Origin of the sequence: Limosilactobacillus portuensis (assembly GCF_014838735.1) — a bacterium.
GTDB classification, from domain to species: Bacteria; Bacillota; Bacilli; order Lactobacillales; family Lactobacillaceae; genus Limosilactobacillus; species Limosilactobacillus portuensis.
This window is the reverse complement of record NZ_JABUXQ010000015.1, coordinates 1-21,704: the sequence shown is the minus strand read 5'-3', so window position 1 is coordinate 21,704 and position 21,704 is coordinate 1. Positions and strand designations below refer to the sequence as shown.

Genomic DNA, 21,704 nt, shown 5'->3' with positions numbered 1-21,704 from the left:
AGAAATTTCATAATTTTTTAGACCGTCTTAATTTTTATTTAATGGAGAAAAACGATGTTAAACATTGCAGACCTATTCTTATTTGAACAAGTAGTTAAATACGGTAGCTTTACCAAAGCGGCACCTCATACTTACATGACTACTCCGGCCTTAACTCACCGGATTACTGAACTTGAAAAGACATTAAACGTCCAGCTATTTGAACGAACTGAACTTCGCAGGGCGTTAGCTTAACCTCTGCCGGTCACCTCCTCCATCAACAGGCACCTAAGTTAATTCAAGCTAGTCAATCCTTGATTCAAAATGTGCAAGCCACTTAACAAAGAAAAAATATTATCCGGATTGGTACTTCTACCATCAATCCCGCTACTGAACTTAATTGGTTATGGAATAAGCTTCTAGCGGATTTACCTGATTGCCAAATTATTTTTGTCCCATTAGAAACCTATGATCTTCTGTATCCGAACTTTTATGACTATTTGGGTGAAGACATTGACCTTGTTTTTAATCCCTCTGGTTTTTCCACTACCAGTCAAAAGGCAACTTTTATTAAATTACGGGAAGAGCAATTTGAGATTGCGCTTAGGGTTAATGATCCATTAGCACAGAAAGATAAGTTACATTTAACCGTCACCAATTATTAACTCCTCAACAAGGGCTATCAGAGACTGTCGATCAGGTCACTGCTGAAATAAAACAGCGCCAACCAGATATAAAACTGGTTGACACCGATATTCATTATTCAATTGCGACATTTAATAACTTTATTGAAAATGGACAATATCTGCTTACTCTTCCTTGTTGGAATAATATTCTGCCTGGCATTATTAATCGCCCAATTGACTTACAAACTACTATTGACTACGGGATAATGGCCCCGAAGCAGCCAAACAGGCCAGTTAAACTATTTATTGATCACTTAAAATCAATCATTAGCTAACGCTGGACGCTTTCTTGCCTTAATACCATGACCAATTAGGCCTAAAATCAACCCTGCCAGAGCAAAGCTCAGCCAGCCAAAGCCTAAACTGAAAAATGGGAAGAACCGTTGAGCAAATCCAAGTAGGGTCTGCAATAATTGACTTTCATGCAAATTAGCAGGTAACGCATTTAACATATCAAAAAATGCCGGAATCAAGGTTAGCCCAGTTGTAATTCGGTAAACTAACGGATCCTTTTTGAACAGTGGCGAAAGTAATCCTAAAATAATTAAAGTAATTGCTAACGGGTAAAGGAACATTAGGATCGGGGTTGACCATGCAATGATTTGATTGAGACCTAGATTAGCGAATAAGAATGAAAGACCGCAGTTAAACCGTAAAAATGTTCGATATGAAATTCGCGGAAAGCGGCGGTGGAAGTCTTGTGAGAAGGCAATTACGAGACCCATTGCAGAAGTCATGCAGGTAACGGTAGCTAATGTTGCTAAGATCGCATCCCCAGCCGTTCCTAAGTAATAATGAGAAATTTGGGCAAGCGTAATCCCACCATTTAATGCAGGCTTAAATTGGTGTAAGCTAGTTGCTCCTAGCCAAATTAAAGCTAAGTAGATAATTGCAACTCCAGTGGTTCCAAAGAAGCCGCTTTTAGCCGTTGCAAGCGATATTTGTCGCGATTTTTTAATTCCTAATTCTTTAATTGCAGTAATAATTGTAATTCCAAAAGCTAATGCGGCTAACCCATCCATAGTATTATATCCTTGTAAAAAGCCATTAGAAAAAGCATGATTTGTATATGCCGCGGTTATATTAGCAGTGCTACCAGCGCCTAACGGATTAATGAATGCTAGTAAGAAAATCAGAAATAGTAATCCTAGAAATAAGGGATTTAAGATTTTCCCAATTAAAGTCGTGATCTTACCCTCATGATTGGAAAAAAGATAAACTAAGATGAAGAAAATAGCAGAGTAAATCAAGAGACCCCATGTGTTGCTCCCTGCTGATAAATAAGGAGCAATCCCGATTTCATAAGGAACGGTTGCCGTCCGGGGCGTAGCAAATAATGGTCCCAGTGTTGCATGAACGAGGATTAAAAAGATTAGTGCATAAGTCCGACCGTTTGGCAGTGCAAGGTCATAAATACCGTTTGACTTGGTAATGCTAATTGCTAGTAAGGCCATTAAAGGAATCAATACTCCGGAAATAAGAAAGCCACTACTCGCTATCAACCAGTGACTACCAGCTAGCTGACCCAAGTGAACTGGGAAAATTAGATTTCCTGCTCCAAATAACATTCCAAAAATCAATGATGCAATAATTATCGACTGTCTAATACTCGCTTTGGTTGTTTTCATTTTAAACATCCCTCTCAATAAAAATTAATTAAACTGGTATAAAAAAACGTCCTCATAAGCTGACTGCTTACAAGGACGCTATCACGCGTGTTACCACCTTATCTTCAGAGTAATATCACTACTACTCCCTTACCCCGTACATAGCAAAAAAACTAGATACGTTGACGCCATAACGGGCGCACCCGGCTAAGGCTACGATTGCTCTCACCTGAGCCACTCCTAGGCTACTTTCACTATCCTTTACTATTCCCACTCTCAATAATTTGGGTTCGCTGACTAGTTAAAGCAAAGCTAATTTCCTATTCTCAGTGGTTATTCATACCGTTTATTTGCTAAATACTTTACATGATTAATTATAAAATGTCAAGATTTTTCTAATATGTTTTTAATGTTTCATTGAGCGTTCATTAAATCAAATATGATATTAAACTATTATGATCGCTAAAAATAAGGTTCCATTTACACTGTTTGTGTAGGCAGAACCTTATTCTTTGTTTCCTAACGCTAATCACATTTTCGATTTCACTACTGCAGGAACACCAACGACGAAAAATTTTATTTACTTGTCGCGTAAAATCACCCAATCGATGAACCATAAAGGTAACCTTTCTCGGTGAATCCTTGGGCGCTGAAGCAACTGAAAACGGGTGCGCTTCTTTAACCATAGTGTGTTGCCAAAGCAGTCCGTATCTATACAAAACTCCCATCAGAATAGGCACCGATAAATTGGATATTTCCGTACCTACCCTGATGGAAGTATATTATTATTCACTTTTTCCGTTGATGTTAAATACTAATTACAATAATCGCCCATAATCATTCCATTCGCCAAACATCTTACCTTGCTCTGACTGATCGATTAATTTTACCAGGCGTTTATCAAAGACAGCCCGGTCTTTCTTTTTATCACGTTGAATACTATCAATTCGGACTCGTTGATAGAGCTTAGGAAATGATTGAAAGTTCTGCCAAGCTTGGGGATGATCATTAAAAGTCACCTGAATATCCTTATCAATTTTAAATGAAGCTTCGGACATATCTGGAAGTTCTTTCCGTCCCGCATCAGTCATTAACCCTAATCGTTCAAGGCGCCGGCAACGCTCCTTATTTAATTCTGACCACTGACTCCGTTTTGTCTGAGGCGTGAATCGCTGCATATCAACCCCATTAATTCGTTTATGAGTTGTATCAATCCAGCCAAAGCAAAGAACTTCCTCTACCGCGTCCAAATACCAAAGCTTATTTTCCGGCTTATGCTTGCCTTTCTTAGCCACTGCCCAACATTCAGACTTTTTATTATGGTTTTCCTCAAGCCATTGACGAAATTCTTCTCTAATTGTGACATCTAAAATATTTTTCGGCTCCAAAAATATCCCTCCCTTTAACTATTTGATTGTTTTCTTAAAAATATCAGCTATCAATTTGTAAAACAACTGGATGCGTTTTTCCTCTTATTCTAGTATCGACACATGCTAACATTAAATTGGCATCATCTGATAATTATTTGGCACCGTTTGATGTTAAAATGGCATTCACCTTCTCATATAATAATGACAACATCAAACGAAAGATAACATTTGAGGAGGAAGTTATTATGTCAAACAAAACTGCTTTAATTACTGGTGCAACTGGTGGTCTTGGTAAAGAATTTGTCCGCATTCATGCAAAAAAAGGCGGCGACCTCGTCCTCGTTGGCCGAAATCCACAAAAGCTTGAACAGCTTCAACACGATGTCCAAAACAAATACCACGTTAAGGTAACAACAATTGCCGTTGATTTTACTGAATTTAATGCTGCGGAACAAATCTTTGGTGAATTGCAAAAAGCTAACATCCGAGTTGATTACCTAATTAACAACGCCGGACTTGGTGGACAAGGAACGTTCCTTGAGCGAACAATGGAACAGGATATCAACATGGCAAAAGTTAATATGATTGTTCCAACTAAATTAATGAAACTAATTCTTCCACAAATGGTAAAGCGTGGCAGTGGACGAGTACTTAACGTTTCATCTCTGGCATCTTTAGTCCCTGGACCACTCCAAGCAGAATATTACGCAACAAAGGCTTACCTGACCTCTCTTAGCGATGCACTCTGGTACGAGTTAAGGGATACTGGAGTAACGTTAACCACTCTAATGCCCGGCGCCATGGAAACCGGCTTTGCTAAGGCGGGTGACTTAATTAATACCAAGATGTTTGCCAATGCCGTCAGTCCGAAAAAGGTTGCCGAAGAGGGCTATCAAGCAATGCTCAATGATAAAATGAACGTATATACTGGTCACAACCATTCGCTAGTATGATGCCAATAATGCCGAAAAAGGCAATGATGCGCTTTATTGCAGACCAGCAATCAAATAACAAGAAATAGGTGATTGAGTGGAAAAATTTATTATTGATGGCCGTTACGGGCAAGTTTTGATAGCAAACGGAATTAATCCTTCTGCAGTCTTAAAAGCAGCCGGCCTACCAATTGATACATTTGCTCATCAAAGGCTTAAATTAACGGAAGCTGATTATTTTAAAATGATTGATTCAATTGATTCATTAGCCGAAAATCCCCTGCTTCCTACTAAATTAGCTGCAACAGGTAATATTGAAACATTCTCACCACCGATTTTTGCCGCTTATTGTAGTAAAAATGGCGAACAGTTCTTGCAACGGCTTGCTCACTATAAGGCATTAATTTGTCCTGTTACATACCAAATAAAGCAAGAAAAGAAAGTAACAACGATTACCCTTGTTACCTCAGACATTCATGAACCATTACCACCATTCTTTATCAAAGGCGAGTTTGCATTTATGGTCCAGCTTCTCGCAAAAGCTACAAAGAAAGTAATTAAACCGTGCAAAATCACAACAACATTTAGCGAAAATGATGCTAGTATTCAGGATTACTTTGGTCTGAGTTTTACTCTTGATACTAGCAACGCCATTACTTTTAGCAATAGTGATCTACAAATACCATTTATCAGCGAAAACACTTCGATTCTTGAATATTTAGAGCCAGAATTGAAAAAGCGGCTTGCTGATTTGGATATCGATGATTCGTATGGTAAACGAGTTCGCAATGTCCTCGTTGAAATATTGCCACGTGGTGAATTTTCAATTGAAGATGTTGCTCGGGCATTGGGAATTAGCAAACGAACCCTGCAAAGAAAATTAAAAGGAGAAAACACTAATTTCCAACAACAATTGAATGCTACCCGTGAAATGTTAGCCAAAAATTACCTGCTAAATACCTCAATGACAGCCGATGATATTGCTTTCTTATTAGCATATCAAGAAACCAATTCATTTTTGCGGGCATTTAATACTTGGACCGGCATGAGTGTCCAAAAGTATCGCGAACAGCACAATTAGGCGTCTGATAAAAATTTAAACAAGATTATAAACGGGATAGAGAATTCGCTTTTACCAAATTCTCTATCCCGTTCTTCAGTCTTTAACTATTTTCTTATTCGGCTTATCTTTAACAACCACAGAAATTCACTAATGCCAGAAAGAGTAAAACCAATCACTAAGCCAAAGTTGCTTTGCACTCCATAAAATGAAATCCCTGCACCGATTAGGAAGATCAGCAACATCACACAATAATCTTTTAAATGTAATTTAACATCACGATGGTTATAAACGCCATTTGCCACAAGACATATATAGTAGCCCAAAATACTGATCGACAATAATAGCCATAAATTCAGCCGTGATACCTCTGATTCGGCAAGATAATCAAGTCCTGCTGTCATTGAGAGAAGGGCAATCACCATGAATACGTGAGAGTACATGAGGACGAACCCACGTGAACGCTGGTGGTGATTAATAAGTAATTCGTCTTGAATAATATATGCACCAAACATTGTCACCAGTAGTACAAAAATTAATGCAGGAAATAGCTGAATTATCGAACCATTGAAATAGCGCGTAATATTAACCAACGATTCACCAAAAGTAATGATAATAATTAAGCCGAGCCGTTCTACTAAGTGCGGAAAGTTCACGTTCTCTGGAATAAATTGTTGATATACAGCTAATGGCATTAAAAAGCCAATCAAGCCGCCTAATATACACAGGAAAATGCCATAGTGATAACCGATTAGTAAGCCGCTTAACACGGCAATTAATTCTAATATTAAGGTTACTGCAAAGGCCCGGACATCATGATCGCGCATCGGGTGTTTTCCTGAACCACAGAGGTACTGCCAAATTAAACCAGCAACTATTAGTACCACTGCCGAATTAAAGGTTCCAAATGTAACCGACCATTCAGTGTTGATATTATTAGCAAGATAAGTCATTGCATACATACTGATTAGCAAACCAATTGTATCAATGATGCGACTTTTACCGAAGCGATTAATATATAATGCCTGATAAAGCCAAATCTGCATTACCATAATAACAACAAAAATAAATTCAATGTAATTAAATAGCGGAATCCCACCAGCAACGGGATGATGAATCATTGCGGTGATTTTAGAAATTGCATAGACAAAAATCAGGTCATAAAATAGCTCCAACATTGAAACTCGTTTAGCAATGATTTTTTGCAAAACGCTCCCCCTCCTAATTTGATAAATAAGATTGTTAAGTTACTCCAGTTAAGTTTATCAAATTGCTAATAATCCGCAATAATTTCTCTTGAACCACTCATCGCATCTAAAAAACGTTCAAGTAGTCAGCAAAACGATTACTTGAACGCTTATTTAATTATCTATTTACAAGCCACTAAATTTAGTGGTCATTTTCGACACTTAATACTTTTTTAGAAGTAGCATTAATATTTACTTCTTTAGTCTTATTGTTATCAGTAACTTTAACTTCCCAAACGCTCTTATTCTTTGTTTCCTGTTTTAATTCCCATTCAACGCCACTACCTTTTTTAGCTGCTTTTTCAGCAATTGTATTTGCTTCATCACGACTGATCGTTTTACTTGGATCTAGTGAATATTTTTTATCGCCATTTTCTAGTTTTTCTGTTTTGTTAGAAATCACTTTCCCATTTTTGGCGTTAACCTTAACTTTATATTCTTTTGTGTTATCAAATCCTTCAATTTTATACACATATTGGCCATGATCGGGTTCTAATTTAACTTCATTGATTTGCTTATCTTTATATTTCTCGTTAAATTTATCGATTGCCTTTTGTTGGTCAATTTTTATGTCTGCCTTATTCGCCTTTTTTCGTTGAACTGCTGCAATTGCGTCTTCATGATGTTCGTGCGTTGCCATTACACCTAATGTTCCACCGACACCTAGTATTAATCCGCCACAAACACTAGCTGCGATTATTAATTTTTTAGTTAATTTCGGACGCTTTTTTTGTTGTCCATTATTTTTTTGACTTTGGCTTTTATCGATCTTTTCATTCATTTTAATGAGCTCCCTTCAAATTTCGTTTTTTCTTTATATCTATATTTTATTGGAGCACCACATCAAAAGAACCAAAATTAGATAAAGGTATGATGAAAAAATCTTCATTTTTATTCAGGAAAATAAACTGTAAAAATTGTCCCTTGAGGTTGATTTGCTTGAACCGTTATCTTCCCATTATATTTTTCAACAATTGCCTTAACGATTGCTAAACCTATTCCAGAACCAGTAATTCGACTAGCATGTGATGTGTCTTCTCTGAAAAACCGTTCAAAAATTTTTTGCCGATTTTCTTTACTAATACCACAGCCCTGGTCTGCTACTCGAAAAATAATTTTATCATTTATGGAAGTTAGACTAATTTTAATCGTTGAATTGAGCGGTGAATACTTGGCAGCATTTTCAAGCAAGTTATGAACAAGACTTTGCCAATCCCCGGGCAGTATTTGATATTCTAATTGTTTAGGAAAATTTGTAACAAACTTATTTTTATATGCTCCTTGTAAAGAGGTAATTTCTGCATCAACAATCACGGGCAAATCAGTTATGCCATGTGAATTTTTAGATTGATGTCCCTCTAATATCAATAACTCGTTTACCAAGCGTTGCATTCGATGTGCCTCTTGATCAATATATCCAATGGATTTCTCAATTAATTCTGGATGCTTATCACCATGGCGTTTAATTAAGTTTACGTGTCCTAAAATTCCTGCTAGTGGCGTTTTTAATTCATGCGAAGCGTTAGTAATAAACTCCTTTTCACGTTGAATTGCTTGAAATTGGCGTTCAAGTAACTCATTAAATGATTTAGCAACATTACGTACCTCAATAGGTTGTTGGGGAACGGTTAAGACCTGTAGTTTACTACTCTGCGGATTAATGCTGTTAGTTTGTAAACTCAAATTAGTTAATGGTTTAGTCCACCGATGTGCTAAGTGACGAATTAATGGAATTGATAGCAGAACTACTGCCAAGTTAATTACAACCATTAATCCCAGTAACCAATTCGTTAATTTAACAAGGTCATCAACATTAATCGCAACTTTAACATAACTATTATCCATCTTTTCCTGGCGCAGATAGTAAACTCCATGGTGGGTAATTCTTAAATTCTTAATTCTAATCCCTTGATTATTAATTCGTTTAAAAATCTTATGTGCTTTATGCGTCCGAAATTTTTGATGATGGTCTGTAATTTCAATTGCATCATCGTCTTGGCGGGCAATATAAGCTTCTAATAGTTTTTCCCGATTACTACTAGTTGCCCAATCCTTTTCAATTGTCTCAATAATTTCATCTGCTTGATCGTCTGCATACTGATAAATCAAATGTCCTGCATTAATTACAAAAAGGATATTAATTATTGCCAAAGCTGTAATAAATAACGTAAGAAAGAGCCGTGTTAACTGACCAGCTGCCGTTATCGGATGTTTTTTTCTCATGATCGATCACCTAAAACATAGCCAATTCCTCTGACCGTTTTAATTAAATCACGATAATCGCCTAGCTTATTTCGCAAAGCTCGAATATAAACATCCACGGTATTTGTTTGTCCGTCAAATTCATAACCCCAGATTTGATTAAGCAGGTCATCCCGCGTCTGGACAACACCTGGATTTTTCATTAAAGAATACATAAGAGAAAATTCTTTAGGTGTCAAATGGACTTCTTGATCATTAACTAAAAATTGATGTTTTAACAGGGCGAGTTTAAATGGACCAAAACAATATAAGTGAGCTGATTCATTTTCTCGTTTTAATCGCCGTAAAATCACCCGAATCCGCGCTAAGAGTTCTTCAATTTCAAACGGTTTCGTAATATAGTCATCCAATCCCTGATCAAGCGCCATCCTAATATCAGACGTTTGACTTCGTGCAGTAATCATAATAACCGGCACGTCACTTACTTTCCGAATCCGACGAAGGACCGTCAAGCCATCGTACTCTGGCAACATCCAATCGAGTAAAATTAAGGTTATCTGCTCTTTATTGAATAGGTCTAATGCCATCTGACCATCCTTTGCGCAAATAACTTTGTAGCCTTCTAGTTCTAACTCGGTAGTCATAAAGCTTGCTAAGCTTTCTTCGTCTTCAACCAATAAGATCGTCGTTGTGTCCATTCCGTCATCCTCCATTTCGCTTCATATTTATTTTAGCTTAAAGTACTTAATTACAATGAAATTAGCCTAAAAATATAAAACTACCTATTTTAATTTTAAATGTTATTCAAAGTTTTAGCGAATATTAATTTTTCCGCTTAAATATCCTTTAAATTCATTTCATTTATGATAAAATGCTAACGTTAATAAATACTAACCAGTTATATCGTTCGTAAATATCGAACATTATAAGGGAGAATTTGGATGAATAACGACATTGAAAAAGTTTTGTATTCTCAAGCACAAATTGATCACCGAATCGACGAATTAGCAACTACCATCTCCACTAAATACCACGATGAATTTCCAGTAGTTGTGCCAGTAATGACTGGAGCAATGATGTTTGCGGCTGAATTAATGAAGAGACTTGATTTTAAGCTGAATATCGATTATGTTGATGTTTCCAGCTATGAAGATAGTTCTAAATCATCAGGTAAAGTACGTTTATTACGCGACCTTTCCCATGACGTTAGTGGCAGACCAGTTTTAATGGTTGAAGACATTATCGATACCGGACATACTTTAGAGTTTTTAAACAAACTGTTCGCTAGTCGTGGCGCAAAGAGTGTTGAAATTTGTTCACTTCTGGATAAACCTGAACGTCGCGAAACACCTGTAAAAATTGATTACCTTGGTTTTACGGTTCCTAATGAATTTATCGTTGGCTATGGTCTTGATTATAATGGCCTTTACCGTAATCTTCCCTATGTCGGTGTGTTAAAACGATCAGTTTATGAAAAATAATAAAAGAGAGCAAGCAGTAGCTATTAGCTCAAGGGTATCCCTTCGAGGAAAATTACTGTTTACTCTCTTTTATTATTTTATGAATAACTACCACTATCACGCCCAAAAAGATAACCTCTTTGGCGAACCATAATTTACTGATCGTCAACGACCACACCATTATGATCTGGATGTAAAATTTCGATGCGATCAGATAACCCTTTTTTACGAAGCGTCTCAATAAACGCAGCCGTTTTGTCTGGAGTAATCATTGTCATAACTGTGGGACCGGCTCCACTCAAATAGGTTGCTGCATCATAGATATGACCTAATTGTCGAATAGTCATTAACTCCGGTACTAATTGTGCCCGATACTGTTCATGGAAATTATCAGCCTCCATAAGTTCACTTACCAATGAGTAATTTCGTTTAAATAAAGCTGCTACTAACGTATTAGCGACTGCACTGGCATGGATAGCAGAATGGTAGTCTAACTGGCGTGGTAAAACTGCCCGCGCCTTCTTGGTTGCTAAACTATACGCTGGAATATAAGCCACAAAATCATATGGTGGTAGAGGAGCTTCCACAGCATCGAAATGCTGGTCAATGTTAGTCCCCACTACTAAACCACCAAGAATGGCTGGAGCAACATTATCAGGATGTCCCTCAATCTGACTAGCAATTTCTACCATGGCCGCCTTAGTTAATTTTAACTTTGCCAGCTGGTTAGCTAATTCAATGCCAGCCACAATTGCGCTGGAACTGCTTCCCAAACCATGAGTAACCGGAATATCACTACTTACTTCAAGATGTTGAGGAGAAAGTTGGGGCGCTACTTGGAGAGCTGTTTGTACGATCATATTATGTTCATCATGCGGCAAATCTCCTAATTGATGATCGACTTGCCATTCCTTAGCAGCCCCTTTTACCGTTACAGTTAAATACAGTGAAACCGCAAGTCCAATTGAATCAAAGCCCGGACCAAGATTAGCACTGGAAGCAGGAACCCTAATTTTCATTTAATCATCCCCTATTATTTCAAAACCTTATAAGCAGCATCAAGATTAATGGTTGGCTCGCTAGCAATCTGCGCTTTAAATTCATGTAACTGTGACTCGCTCATTGCGTGAGTAATAATTACTATTCGAGCTATTCCATTGGCTTCTGTTTGGGTGATTTGACTAAAACTAGCATTAATTTCTGTCATAATTTGCGTTAACTTCAGCATTTGACCAGTTATATCCGGCATCGTAATGGATAAAAAGTATGGATAAGCAACTTGATCAGTAGTAGCTGGAATATAACACTGCTGATAATTATTAAAGAAGTTACCGTTAGTTTTCAAAACAAGATTTTTAGTAACTGAAGTAATATCACTTAAAACACTATTGGCAGTTGGCAATCCACCTGCACCTCGACCATAAAATAGAGTATCTCCTACTGCTTGTCCAGTGACCATTACTGCATTGTATTCATTATTAATGGTAGCTAGTGGATGATCAACTGGAATCAAAACCGGAGCCACTTCGACAAAGACGCCATCATTAATTACCCGCGAAATCCCAACTAGCTTAATTACATAACCAAATTTTCCCGCTTGTTGAACATCGAATGCACTCAATCGATCAATCCCGGTTACGTTAAAATCATTAATCGTTAATTGAATACCAAAGGCAAATTGACTAAGGATCACCATTTTAAACGCAGCATCTTTTCCAGTAACGTCATTTGTTGGATCTGCTTCAGCAAAGCCTAATTTTTGTGCTTCGCCTAATGCTTTTTCATATGACCACCCTTGCTGACTCATCTGTGTCAAAATGTAGTTAGTGGTTCCGTTAACAATTCCCTTAACTTCCGTTATTTTGTCAGCAGAAAAACTATTATTAATTGTCCGTAAAATTGGAATTCCCCCAGCGACACTTGCTTCATACATTAAATCACAATGATTATCATGAGCTAATTTACTTAATTCTGGTCCGTAAGTTGCAATTAGGTCCTTATTGGCAGTTACAACATTTTTTCGGGAGTGGAGGGCCATTTCAATATATTCCTTTGCGGGATGAATGCCGCCAATCAACTCCACAACAATTTGAATTTCTTGATCATCAATAATTTCTTGAATATCAGTCGTTAAACCAATTTCTCCCTGGACCTTCTGATGACGCTCGGGATGTTTTACTAATACTTTTTTAACATTAAGTTGCCGACCGGTGACATTAGCCACCTTGTCTTCATTATTCTGAATCATTTGCAGTACACCAGATCCAACTGTTCCAAGACCCAGCATTCCTACCTGAACGGTTTCCATAATGCCACCTCATTTTCTCATCATTTTTCCATTTTTTGATTGTAACATACCACCAAGACAGGTACAATATCAAACAAAGAGTTACGATTTTAGTTGTAATAGGAGGCACTGATATGCAATACCGTAGTACGCGTGGTTCAATTGATGATACTTTAAACGCACCCCAGGCCATTATTAAAGGACTTGCTGACGATGGTGGCCTGCTAGTTCCCGTCAAATTTCCTTCTTCATCTTTACCAATCGAAAAATTGCCGAAGATGACTTATCAACAAATTGTACAACTGATTCTAAACCTGTTTTTTGACGATTTTACCTCTGAACAGCTACAAAAGGGTATCAAGCAGGCTTATGGTGAACAATGGGACAATCAGCAAATTACCCCTATTTCTAACAGTCATTCAAATAATTACTACCTAGAACTTTTTCATGGACCAACTTTAGCTTTTAAGGACATTGCCCTGCAAATTCTTCCCTATTTAATGACCTCAGCAGTTACTATTGAACAAATCAGTAATAAAATTATTATTCTAACCGCCACTTCTGGTGATACGGGAACAGCTACTATACGGGGATTTAGTAATCAGTCCGGTACACAAGTAATTGTCTTTTATCCTCATGGTGGAGTTAGCCCCGTTCAATTGAAACAAATGTTAGGTCAACGGGGAAATAACCTTACCGCTATTGCGATCGAAGGTAATTTTGACGATGCTCAAACTGAAGTCAAACGAATTTTTAACGACACCATATTTAATCACCAACTTCAACAAAACGGCTATCAATTCTCTTCAGCTAATTCAATGAATATTGGTCGTTTAATTCCACAGATTGCCTACTACTTTAGTGCCTATGGTCAACTGGTAGATAAGGGTAAAATTAAGAGTGGCGATGTCCTCAATTTTGCGGTCCCTACTGGGAATTTCGGCGATATTCTAGCTGGCTGTTACGCTAAAAAGTTAGGATTACCCATTAATAAATTGATTTGTGCCTCTGATGAAAATAATGTCCTGACCGACTTTTTCAAAACCGGAGAATACAACCGCCAGCGTGAGTTTTACTTAACCAATTCACCTGCAATGGATATCTTAGTATCCAGCAATTTAGAGCGATTATTATTTGATTTAGCTGATAATAATGCTGAACTAATTAGTAAATATATGGATCAATTAGTACAAGAAGGTCATTATCAAGTCAACTCGGTTATTAAGGCGCAGTTAGATCGTCAGTTTGCTGCCGGATTTGCAACTCAGGATCAAGTCGTCCAAGAGATCCACCGGGTTTATAAAGCGGATGGTTACCTAATCGATCCGCATACGGCTGTTGCTTCATTCGTTACTAATCAATACCAAGCCAGCCATAATGACAAGACACCAACAGTCATTGTATCAACGGCTAGTCCGTATAAATTCCCCGAAACAGTTTATAAGGCTATTACAGGACAAGCTGTTTCGACACCAGGACTAACAGCCATTCATGATTTGCAGAAAGTTGTCCAACAACCGCTAAGTAACAATGTTCAAGCCTTATTTGAACAATCAATTCGAACTGAACAAGTAATTCAACCAGCTAAAATGGAAGAAACGATTAGTAAGTTACTTGCTTCAACGTATTAATAATTTTGATCGTTTTAAATTAACCGAAGCACCCTAGAAATATTCGCAATTCTAGGATGCTTCGGTTTTTGCTAATTATTACTATAGGTTCTTCTTAAAGAAACTATCAATTTTATCAAACGGAATGTAATCATGGTTGCCCCCATCATATAAATCAGTATGGGTTGCGCCGGGCACAATTACTAATTCCTTGTTGTCACCCTTCAACTTCTTAAAGGTATCTTCACCCATGTAACGTGAGTGGGCCTTTTCACCATGAACAATCAAAACTGCATTCTTCAGGTCTTCGGGGTGAACCAAGATCTTAGTATTCATCCAAGCTGGCTGACTCTGCAAGACCCAGCCTTCATTAGAGTTAACGGAACGCTTGTGATAGCCACGCCTAGTCTTGTAGTACGCACTATATTGCTTAACAAAGTCTGGTTGATCATCAGGAGCTGGGTAATCATAGCAACCACCGGCTTTAGCTAAATCCTTTTTACCATATTCTTTAGTACGTTGCTCAGCAATTTGCTTTTTGCTTGCATAACGTTCTTCCGCGGTTCCCTGATCGAAGTAGCCCCATGAGCCGACACGTGGCATATCATACATCGTTACCGCAGCAGTCGCCTTAATTCGGGGATCAATCGCTGCAGCATTGAGAGAAATTCCTCCCCAACCACAGATACCGATAATTCCGATTCTTTCTGGATCAACATTATCTAGGTTACTCAAATAATCCACTGCTGGTTGATAATCTTCAGTGTTGATATCCAATGAAAAGACATCACGCACGTCTCCACCGCTTTCACCAGTAAAGGATGGATCAAAGGCAATTGTCAAGTAGCCCCGTTCCGCCATCGTTTGAGCATACAAGCCACTAGACTGTTCCTTCACTGCCCCGAAAGGTCCAGCCACTGCCAATGCCGGTAACTTGCCTTCGTAGTTCTTCGGTGTGTATTGGTCTGCTGCTAAAGTAATACCAAAGTGGTTAGTAAAAGTTACTTTTTTGTGATCAACTTTATCGCTTTTAGGAAATACCTTATCCCATTCTTGAGTTAAATGTAATTCTTGCATTATTATCTCTCCTCGTATACGTATGAAATATTTTCTCTTGCTGGAATATCGTGAGTAATAATTGACCCAGCACCAATTACCGCATCAGTTCCAATATGAACATTCGGCAAAATAATTACGCTTCCACCAATTTTTATATAATCAACTGTCTTTATTATATTTTCCCTTTGCTATGATGTGAAATACTTATATAATATGATTAAAAATAGCTTTTAGTTATGGGAGAGGATCATATGGAACTTCGGGTTTTACGTTACTTTCTCGCTGTTGCCCAACAACGAAATATCACCAAAGCTGCTCGAGAACTACTAGTATCTCAACCGACATTATCAAAGCAACTAGCAGATTTAGAAAGTGAACTTGGTGTCAAATTATTTATCCGTGGGCATCGGCAAATTACTTTAACAGACGAAGGCGAGTATCTCCAAGCCCGTGCAAAAGAAATTATTCAACTTGCGGATCAAACAGCCACTAATATCCAAAAGGAACAAGTTGTTACTGGAACGCTCTCAATTGGTGCTGGCGAAAGTATTGGAATGCAGCGAATCATGGAAGTACTAAGCGGGATTATTCAGGACTATCCTGATGTTAAAATTCGACTAGTCAGTGGCAATGCTGATGAAATGGAAACTGCATTAAAACACGGCACCATTGATTTTGCAGTCTTAATGGCTCACCGTAGCCTTGACAGTTACCATCATCTTCAATTACCAGAAACTGATCGGTGGGGATTAGCCATGCAAAAAGACGATCCCCTTGCTCAAAAAAACGTTATTAGACCTGCTGATCTTATTGGTCTTCCGCTTCTGGTATCCGAGCAAGCTCTTGATGAACACCGCTTCCAGGATTGGTGGGGTAACATAGGGAAAGGAATTAACATTATCGGTACTTACACGTTAGTTTTTAATGCGGAGTTAATGGTTAAACAAGGGAGTGCCTACATCCTTACTTTCGATAATCTCCTCAACACTTCAAACAACAGCGAACTCACCTTCCGGCCGCTTTCACCATCTATTTCTGAATCAACAAACATTATTTGGAAAAAGAATGTCACTCAGTCTAAAGTGGCTAAGTTATTTACCCAACGTTTATTGGCATCATTAGACTAGAATAACAATATAAATACTCCGGTCCAGCTACTGAGGTCGATTGTTGGTCCTGTGATGGCTTATATTTCCCAGACAAAGCTCTTTAATATCCTTGCAGTTGATAATGATCTTAAGATAGTTCAACAGCAAATTATTAACAATCTAACAAAATAGGGTTCGTGGCATTAACTGCTACGAACCCTATTTGCTCGATATAGAAAATAATTAAAATTTGACTTTCATTTCTGATGTGCCAAAAATAGCACCAACGATAATTATATTTTTCTTTGAATTAATTCGATAAAAGATTCCATAACTACTGCCAATCAAAAGTCGATATGTCTGTTCAGTAAAGCCATACAAATTAGTAACATCTTGACCAAGTCTTGGAAAATCTTTCAATAATCTAATCTTTTTATCAATATGAAACGTAAATTGATCGATCTTTTCTGGAGATAATTTTAGCTGGGTTTGCCAATATGAAATAATTTGATCTAATGAAGTGGCAAAGTGACTGGTATATTTAATCTTCATCTTGTCCCCAACCATATTTTCCAAAGCGCTGCTTCATATCTTCTTCAGTAAGTAGCTTATCAGACTCAAATGATTGTTCAATCATTTTTCGATCATGTTCTATATCAGCCGAACTTGCAATAGGAAGATACTGAATTGTCCCATCGCCTAATAGTTGTGGTTCAAATAATGCATTTTCACAGACCTTAAACTGAGCGGGGACAGTTAAAGTCAGTGAAGTACCCTGCCTTCGTGCCTTAACAGTTTTATATCTCATCATACCCACCTCACATATAATTATAACATAATTATATGTGAGACTTTACTTTACATCCTTAGGCAACAAACCATCCGGATTTTTATCAAGAGCACCGACGATTTCGTGAGCGGTGTATGGTTCTTCCAAATATGTCACTTCATCTGGTGTTAATTCGATCTTAACGGCCTTGGCAGCATCATCTAAATATTGCTCTTTAGTGGCGCCAATAATTGGTGCAGTAACGCCCTTCGCCCACTGCCAAGCAAGGGCAATCTGTGACATCTTAACATTATGCTTTTCCGCTAATTCTGCCACCCGTTTAATAATCGGCAAGTCTTGTTGTTCGGCATGATCATACTTAGAACGAGCTGAAGTATCAACTTGACTACGCTTCGATGAACTATCCCAGGTTGACCGTGCAAGGTGACCACCAGCCAGTGGACTATATGGCATTAACATTACCCCATCTTGTTTACAAATCGGAATTAGTTCACGTTCATCTTCGCGGTAAAGCAAGTTATAGTGGTTCTCCATTGCCACAAATTGGTGCCAGCCGTTTTTCTCCGCAATGTGTTGCATGTTTTGGAACTGGTAGCCATACATTGCAGACGCTCCAATCGCACGAACTTTTCCTTCTTCAATAAGGTTATTAAGTGCTGCCATTGTTTCTTCAATTGGGTGATCATAATCAAATCGGTGAATGATATATAGGTCAAGGTAGTCAGTGCCTAAACGCTTCAAAGTTCCATCAATTTCACGATTGATTGCTTCCTTTGACAATCGTCCATCATTAAAATACACCTTGCTGGCAATTGCTACTTGATCCCGCGGGGTTTGGTGCTTCTTTAGTGATTTTCCAATAAATTCTTCACTAGTTCCCGCACCGTAGACATTCGCTGTATCGAAAAAATTGATCCCTAAATCAAGCGCATGCTGCACCATCTTATCAGTTTGATCCTCGTCTAAAATCCACCGATAAGTTTTAACTGCGGGAATCCCAAAACTCATCCCGCCGACAGCTAACTTGGAAATCTTGATGTCTGTTCCTGGAATATGACTGTACTTCATCTCAGGCACTCCTCTCACTTTATTAATTATCAGTATAGAGGCTGTTAATAATGATGTTAAATACTTATAGCAGATAGCTATGTATTCAGTTAATGTATACCAATCTACTAACAATTGTCAGCATTAAACTAATAACTAATCATTAAAAGTGACGTGTACCCCCCAGAGTTGGAAATCAACTCTGGGGGTATACGTCAGAACCACCGTCTTTTTCATAAAATGTCATCTTTTTTCTATTATAATCAAAAAAAGACTGAGTTCATCCTCGGCCTCATATTACTTGTTATTTCACGACTCACATTAAGTCAGCAAAGCGTGCACGAATGTATTGACGAAATGCTTCATCACCTAGTTTCGGTAATGATACAATAACAGAGAAAATAACCATGTAAAGGAGCGATAAATTGAATTTCCTCGTCATTAATATGGAGGCTCTGACACTTGGTAGCATCGTCCTCCCCAATATTATATTCATGCTTTACTTCATCCAGCAGGGGCGAACAGCCGTTGTCGCCCTCCCGGTGATTTTCTTTTATGTGATGGCTAAAACCGTTCCCTACGCAATCCGCTCGTTTGGCAACGTTAAAAAGCCCTACCGGATACTATTGACTAGTAGTTGTCTCGCTCTTGGCGGTGTTGGACTAGCATTTTTTAGACCACTTCTTCCAGAAGGCGCCACCCTATTAGGTATTGGAATGGGATGTCTCAAGCCCGCCTATCAACAGTTGAAAGATGAGTATCACCAACAGGGAACATGGCACTATTCACGGGCATCCCTAGTTGGAATTTTTTACTTATTAATTATCCTTGGATTGGGAATGTGGCTGAGTTATTTCACGCTTGCTGCCTTTATGGGTGAGCTGTTCTTGATGATTGTCCTCGCTATTATTCTCGTTATTAAGCTTCCCACCCCTTGGCCAGGGACGTCTGCTTTCTCTGGTCCATTCAATTGGCGACCGGTAATTGCCACCCTAATAATCTTTGGAATGGCAATGGGAGCACGTGGTTTGAAACAGACCGGTAGTCTTCCACTAACCTTCCTTACTTTAGGAATGTGGATTATTATGCTGATGGGCTTCGGCCAACTACAAAATCGATTTAAGTCATCGTGTCTCTGGACTTTTTGGACAAGCGCTACGACCAACTTTTTACTAATCTACAGCCTTTTCTACTTTGACACCCTCAATCTGACACCGCAATTATTCCTTGCATATGGGCTGTTTATCTTAGCAACGATTGGTGGATTGCTCCTGAGCCCCCGCTTACGCAACCGCGCATGCTGGCGGATTATCTTTCCCGGAGCTGCTGTTGGACTGCTGTTCTCTCTTTTTCCGAGTAATTGGTGTTTCTTAGCAGGCCTCTTCATCACCAGTCTTTGTTGTAGTAGCATTAATGCCTTGACTTGGCCATTTTATCAAAATGACTCCACGATTCCACCGCTGAATAATCGATTCATCAGGCAACACTTTAACATCCTTGGCACGGTTATTTCCCAGATAACCCTAATCAGTCTGTTGATCATTACTAACTTTCTCTTTAATGATCATGGTCGCCAGATCCTCTACGCTTATTACGCTCACACGCCTAACCATGCGCTGGGTGAGCCACTTTGGCTGACCCGGGTCATATGTGTTGCCCTACTAGTTTTTATGATGGTGTTCTTAATTAATCGGCAAAGTCTAGATAACGATCACTCTTAAAGTCTTGACTGATATTCAAACAACCATTGACACTCATTTATGATTCCGATATATTGGGATAAAAATTTTGAAAGAGAATTGCTCATGCTTAACTATTTGGATTCACGAAATCTCTCTAAAATTTGGTGGCTTTCAGCAGTTACCATAATAATCGGTGCCCTTTTAGGAACTGATTCTACTCTTCCAGGAGTATTACCTTATTTTACCTTCATTTTCTTTGGCGGTATTTCACTTTATCTTCAATATGGCCGAGGAATCTTAGCCGCAATACTAGAGAAGCCTAAAAAAGGATCATGGAAACTAGTTATACCGGTGTTAATAATCTCATACGTTATCGCCTTTATTTTCTTGGGGATCGGCAATTTATTAGGAAACCAACCCGTAACTAATGGCGCAACTGGTTCTGGACCGGTTGCAACTCAATTAATTCGCTTATTCTGGATTTGTATCTCCTTAATTGGTGAGGAAATCATCACCGCAGCATTAACGTTGCCGTTTGTCTCACTACTAATGAAACGAGTGAATAAGCGCCAAGCTTGGATTTACGGTGCAATCATTGGTTCCTTGCTATTTGGGATGCTTCATTTTCGCGCTTACGATTGGAACCTATATCAAATGCTAATCCCAATTGGTTTAGGACGGCTTCCTTTTACATGGCTATGGGTGAAAAGCGATAGTCTTTGGCCGGCGGTGATCACCCATATCCTATATGATGTTTTAATATTTTTACCCGCAATTCTATTTGGCATTTAAAAAAACTGGAAATCATCGCTAGTAACACGACTGATTTTCCAGTTTTCTTATTTAATGAATGTTTTTACCTAGTTCATATGCTTCTTGAGCATGTTGAGCTAACTTCTTTTCGTTCCAGGAATCCGCTGCCAGGACACTACCAACTTGATCCCATCGCATGTAATTAAGTAATTGCTTAAAGTATAGCTTTAATGAAGCAAAAGCATCTTCCTGACCATAGCCAGAAATTAAAGTAATTGCCTTCTTACCGCCGTGCAATTCATGATTGTAATTATAGAACCGATCAATTACCGCCTTAAGAGCAGCGTTAACCCCGTAATAATAAAGCGAGCTAACAAGAACTACAATATCAGCGTCCAATAGCTTAGGCATTACCTCTTGCTTAATAATGTCATCCGGCTCCACTTCGATTTCTTGTCCTGGGTGATTATCTTCCAGCTGAATCATTGAAAATTCATTAATTCGCCGTCCAGCATCAAACCGATATACTTCGTTGCCTGCTTCAGTTGCCCCTTTAACAAAGGCATCTGCTAGTCTTTCTGATGTTCCTGGATGGTGCGGACTACCAGTTAAAGCGACAATCTTTTTCATTTGAATCGCTCCTTTTCTATCTTCATTGTAATTAATTACCTCCCAAAAATAAAAGACTTAAATTGCATGATTAACTATGCAAAAAGATTATCTTAAGGCAGATTGTAAAATTTAAGTTGAACATTTAAGTAGACAGAAAAACCCATCAAGGTCTTTAATGGTGTTACCACAACATTCCATTAGAAAGAAGGACCTTAATGGGCACCACTATTTTA

General features: G+C 38.3%; 23 protein-coding genes. 8 read left to right on the top strand and 15 right to left on the bottom strand.

Going from position 1 to position 21,704, the window contains the following annotated elements; translation table 11 throughout:
* Window positions 1-54: 54 nt before the first annotated feature.
* Window positions 55-234 carry a helix-turn-helix domain-containing protein gene (locus tag HUK49_RS06195; RefSeq protein ID WP_191913056.1) on the top strand — a complete coding sequence of 60 codons (180 nt, stop codon included), beginning with the start codon at window positions 55-57 and terminating at the stop codon, window positions 232-234.
* A 691-nt stretch (window positions 235-925) separates the two neighbouring features.
* Here the strand turns inward: HUK49_RS06195 and brnQ are convergent.
* From brnQ to HUK49_RS06180, 3 genes are all read right to left on the bottom strand, one after another.
* Complete coding sequence (gene brnQ / locus HUK49_RS06190) at window positions 926-2,293, bottom strand: branched-chain amino acid transport system II carrier protein (RefSeq protein ID WP_191913055.1); 1,368 nt, start codon at window positions 2,291-2,293, stop codon at window positions 926-928.
* A 407-nt stretch (window positions 2,294-2,700) separates the two neighbouring features.
* Entirely contained in the window at window positions 2,701-2,958 is a 258-nt protein-coding gene (locus tag HUK49_RS11650; RefSeq protein ID WP_413230869.1) for a hypothetical protein, read from the bottom strand.
* A 132-nt stretch (window positions 2,959-3,090) separates the two neighbouring features.
* Window positions 3,091-3,660 (bottom strand): YdeI/OmpD-associated family protein, encoded by a 570-nt coding sequence (locus HUK49_RS06180; protein WP_191913053.1) that lies wholly within the window; start codon window positions 3,658-3,660, stop codon window positions 3,091-3,093.
* Between the two features lie 227 nt (window positions 3,661-3,887).
* Here HUK49_RS06180 and HUK49_RS06175 point away from each other — a divergent pair, with 227 nt between their 5' ends.
* Window positions 3,888-4,595 carry an SDR family NAD(P)-dependent oxidoreductase gene (locus HUK49_RS06175; RefSeq protein WP_235981016.1) on the top strand — a complete coding sequence of 236 codons (708 nt, stop codon included), beginning with the start codon at window positions 3,888-3,890 and terminating at the stop codon, window positions 4,593-4,595.
* A gap of 76 nt (window positions 4,596-4,671) precedes the next feature.
* The gene (locus HUK49_RS06170; RefSeq protein ID WP_191913052.1) at window positions 4,672-5,655 is read left to right on the top strand and encodes an AraC family transcriptional regulator; all 984 of its coding nucleotides are present in this window, start codon (window positions 4,672-4,674) and stop codon (window positions 5,653-5,655) included.
* Between the two features lie 86 nt (window positions 5,656-5,741).
* On the opposite strand, the gene HUK49_RS06165 is transcribed toward HUK49_RS06170, so the two are convergent.
* From HUK49_RS06165 to HUK49_RS06150, 4 genes are all read right to left on the bottom strand, one after another.
* The gene (locus tag HUK49_RS06165; RefSeq protein ID WP_235981014.1) at window positions 5,742-6,842 is read right to left on the bottom strand and encodes a low temperature requirement protein A; all 1,101 of its coding nucleotides are present in this window, start codon (window positions 6,840-6,842) and stop codon (window positions 5,742-5,744) included.
* Between the two features lie 181 nt (window positions 6,843-7,023).
* A complete protein-coding gene (locus HUK49_RS06160; protein ID WP_191913051.1) occupies window positions 7,024-7,662 on the bottom strand; it encodes a PepSY domain-containing protein in 639 nt (212 codons plus the stop codon).
* Window positions 7,663-7,772: 110 nt separating this feature from the next.
* The gene (locus HUK49_RS06155; RefSeq protein WP_191913050.1) at window positions 7,773-9,104 is read right to left on the bottom strand and encodes a sensor histidine kinase; all 1,332 of its coding nucleotides are present in this window, start codon (window positions 9,102-9,104) and stop codon (window positions 7,773-7,775) included.
* Entirely contained in the window at window positions 9,101-9,781 is a 681-nt protein-coding gene (locus HUK49_RS06150) for a response regulator transcription factor (RefSeq protein ID WP_191913049.1), read from the bottom strand. Before HUK49_RS06150 ends, HUK49_RS06155 begins: the two co-directional genes overlap by 4 nt.
* A 243-nt stretch (window positions 9,782-10,024) precedes the next feature.
* Between HUK49_RS06150 and hpt the strand changes: the two genes are divergently transcribed.
* Window positions 10,025-10,564, top strand: coding sequence for a hypoxanthine phosphoribosyltransferase (gene hpt / locus HUK49_RS06145; RefSeq protein WP_191913048.1), 540 nt, complete (start codon window positions 10,025-10,027; stop codon window positions 10,562-10,564).
* Between the two features lie 134 nt (window positions 10,565-10,698).
* Here the strand turns inward: hpt and thrB are convergent, their stop codons facing one another.
* Window positions 10,699-11,562: a homoserine kinase gene (gene thrB, locus HUK49_RS06140; RefSeq protein WP_191913047.1), complete on the bottom strand. Its 864-nt coding sequence runs from the start codon at window positions 11,560-11,562 to the stop codon at window positions 10,699-10,701.
* 14 nt (window positions 11,563-11,576) lie between these two features.
* Window positions 11,577-12,851 carry a homoserine dehydrogenase gene (locus HUK49_RS06135; protein ID WP_191913046.1) on the bottom strand — a complete coding sequence of 425 codons (1,275 nt, stop codon included), beginning with the start codon at window positions 12,849-12,851 and terminating at the stop codon, window positions 11,577-11,579.
* A 113-nt stretch (window positions 12,852-12,964) separates the two neighbouring features.
* On the opposite strand from HUK49_RS06135, the gene thrC reads away from it, so the two are divergent.
* Window positions 12,965-14,461, top strand: coding sequence for a threonine synthase (gene thrC / locus HUK49_RS06130; protein ID WP_191913045.1), 1,497 nt, complete (start codon window positions 12,965-12,967; stop codon window positions 14,459-14,461).
* Window positions 14,462-14,542: 81 nt separating this feature from the next.
* Here the strand turns inward: thrC and HUK49_RS06125 are convergent, their stop codons facing one another.
* Both HUK49_RS06125 and HUK49_RS06120 read right to left on the bottom strand, forming a co-directional pair.
* A complete protein-coding gene (locus tag HUK49_RS06125) occupies window positions 14,543-15,520 on the bottom strand; it encodes an alpha/beta hydrolase (RefSeq protein ID WP_328797260.1) in 978 nt (325 codons plus the stop codon).
* Window positions 15,520-15,648 carry a hypothetical protein gene (locus HUK49_RS06120; protein WP_270512748.1) on the bottom strand — a complete coding sequence of 43 codons (129 nt, stop codon included), beginning with the start codon at window positions 15,646-15,648 and terminating at the stop codon, window positions 15,520-15,522. The genes HUK49_RS06125 and HUK49_RS06120 overlap by 1 nt, the downstream gene beginning before the upstream one ends.
* A 102-nt stretch (window positions 15,649-15,750) precedes the next feature.
* Between HUK49_RS06120 and HUK49_RS06115 the strand changes: the two genes are divergently transcribed.
* Window positions 15,751-16,626, top strand: a complete 876-nt coding sequence (locus HUK49_RS06115; RefSeq protein WP_191913043.1) for a LysR family transcriptional regulator — start codon at window positions 15,751-15,753, stop codon at window positions 16,624-16,626.
* Window positions 16,627-16,830: 204 nt separating this feature from the next.
* On the opposite strand, the gene HUK49_RS06110 is transcribed toward HUK49_RS06115, so the two are convergent.
* From HUK49_RS06110 to HUK49_RS06100, 3 genes are read right to left on the bottom strand one after another with little or no spacing between them, the layout of a single operon-like run.
* The gene (locus HUK49_RS06110) at window positions 16,831-17,139 is read right to left on the bottom strand and encodes a type II toxin-antitoxin system RelE/ParE family toxin (RefSeq protein ID WP_158227452.1); all 309 of its coding nucleotides are present in this window, start codon (window positions 17,137-17,139) and stop codon (window positions 16,831-16,833) included.
* Window positions 17,129-17,398: a toxin-antitoxin system gene (locus HUK49_RS06105; protein ID WP_235981012.1), complete on the bottom strand. Its 270-nt coding sequence runs from the start codon at window positions 17,396-17,398 to the stop codon at window positions 17,129-17,131. Before HUK49_RS06105 ends, HUK49_RS06110 begins: the two co-directional genes overlap by 11 nt.
* Window positions 17,399-17,440: 42 nt before the next feature.
* Complete coding sequence (locus HUK49_RS06100; protein WP_191913042.1) at window positions 17,441-18,445, bottom strand: aldo/keto reductase; 1,005 nt, start codon at window positions 18,443-18,445, stop codon at window positions 17,441-17,443.
* A gap of 404 nt (window positions 18,446-18,849) precedes the next feature.
* Between HUK49_RS06100 and HUK49_RS06095 the strand changes: the two genes are divergently transcribed.
* Both HUK49_RS06095 and HUK49_RS06090 read left to right on the top strand, forming a co-directional pair.
* Window positions 18,850-20,145 carry a hypothetical protein gene (locus tag HUK49_RS06095; RefSeq protein WP_191913041.1) on the top strand — a complete coding sequence of 432 codons (1,296 nt, stop codon included), beginning with the start codon at window positions 18,850-18,852 and terminating at the stop codon, window positions 20,143-20,145.
* An 84-nt stretch (window positions 20,146-20,229) separates the two neighbouring features.
* Window positions 20,230-20,898, top strand: coding sequence for a CPBP family intramembrane glutamic endopeptidase (locus tag HUK49_RS06090; protein WP_191913040.1), 669 nt, complete (start codon window positions 20,230-20,232; stop codon window positions 20,896-20,898).
* 51 nt (window positions 20,899-20,949) lie between these two features.
* Here the strand turns inward: HUK49_RS06090 and HUK49_RS06085 are convergent, their stop codons facing one another.
* Window positions 20,950-21,489, bottom strand: coding sequence for a flavodoxin family protein (locus tag HUK49_RS06085; RefSeq protein WP_191913039.1), 540 nt, complete (start codon window positions 21,487-21,489; stop codon window positions 20,950-20,952).
* Window positions 21,490-21,704: the final 215 nt, after the last annotated feature.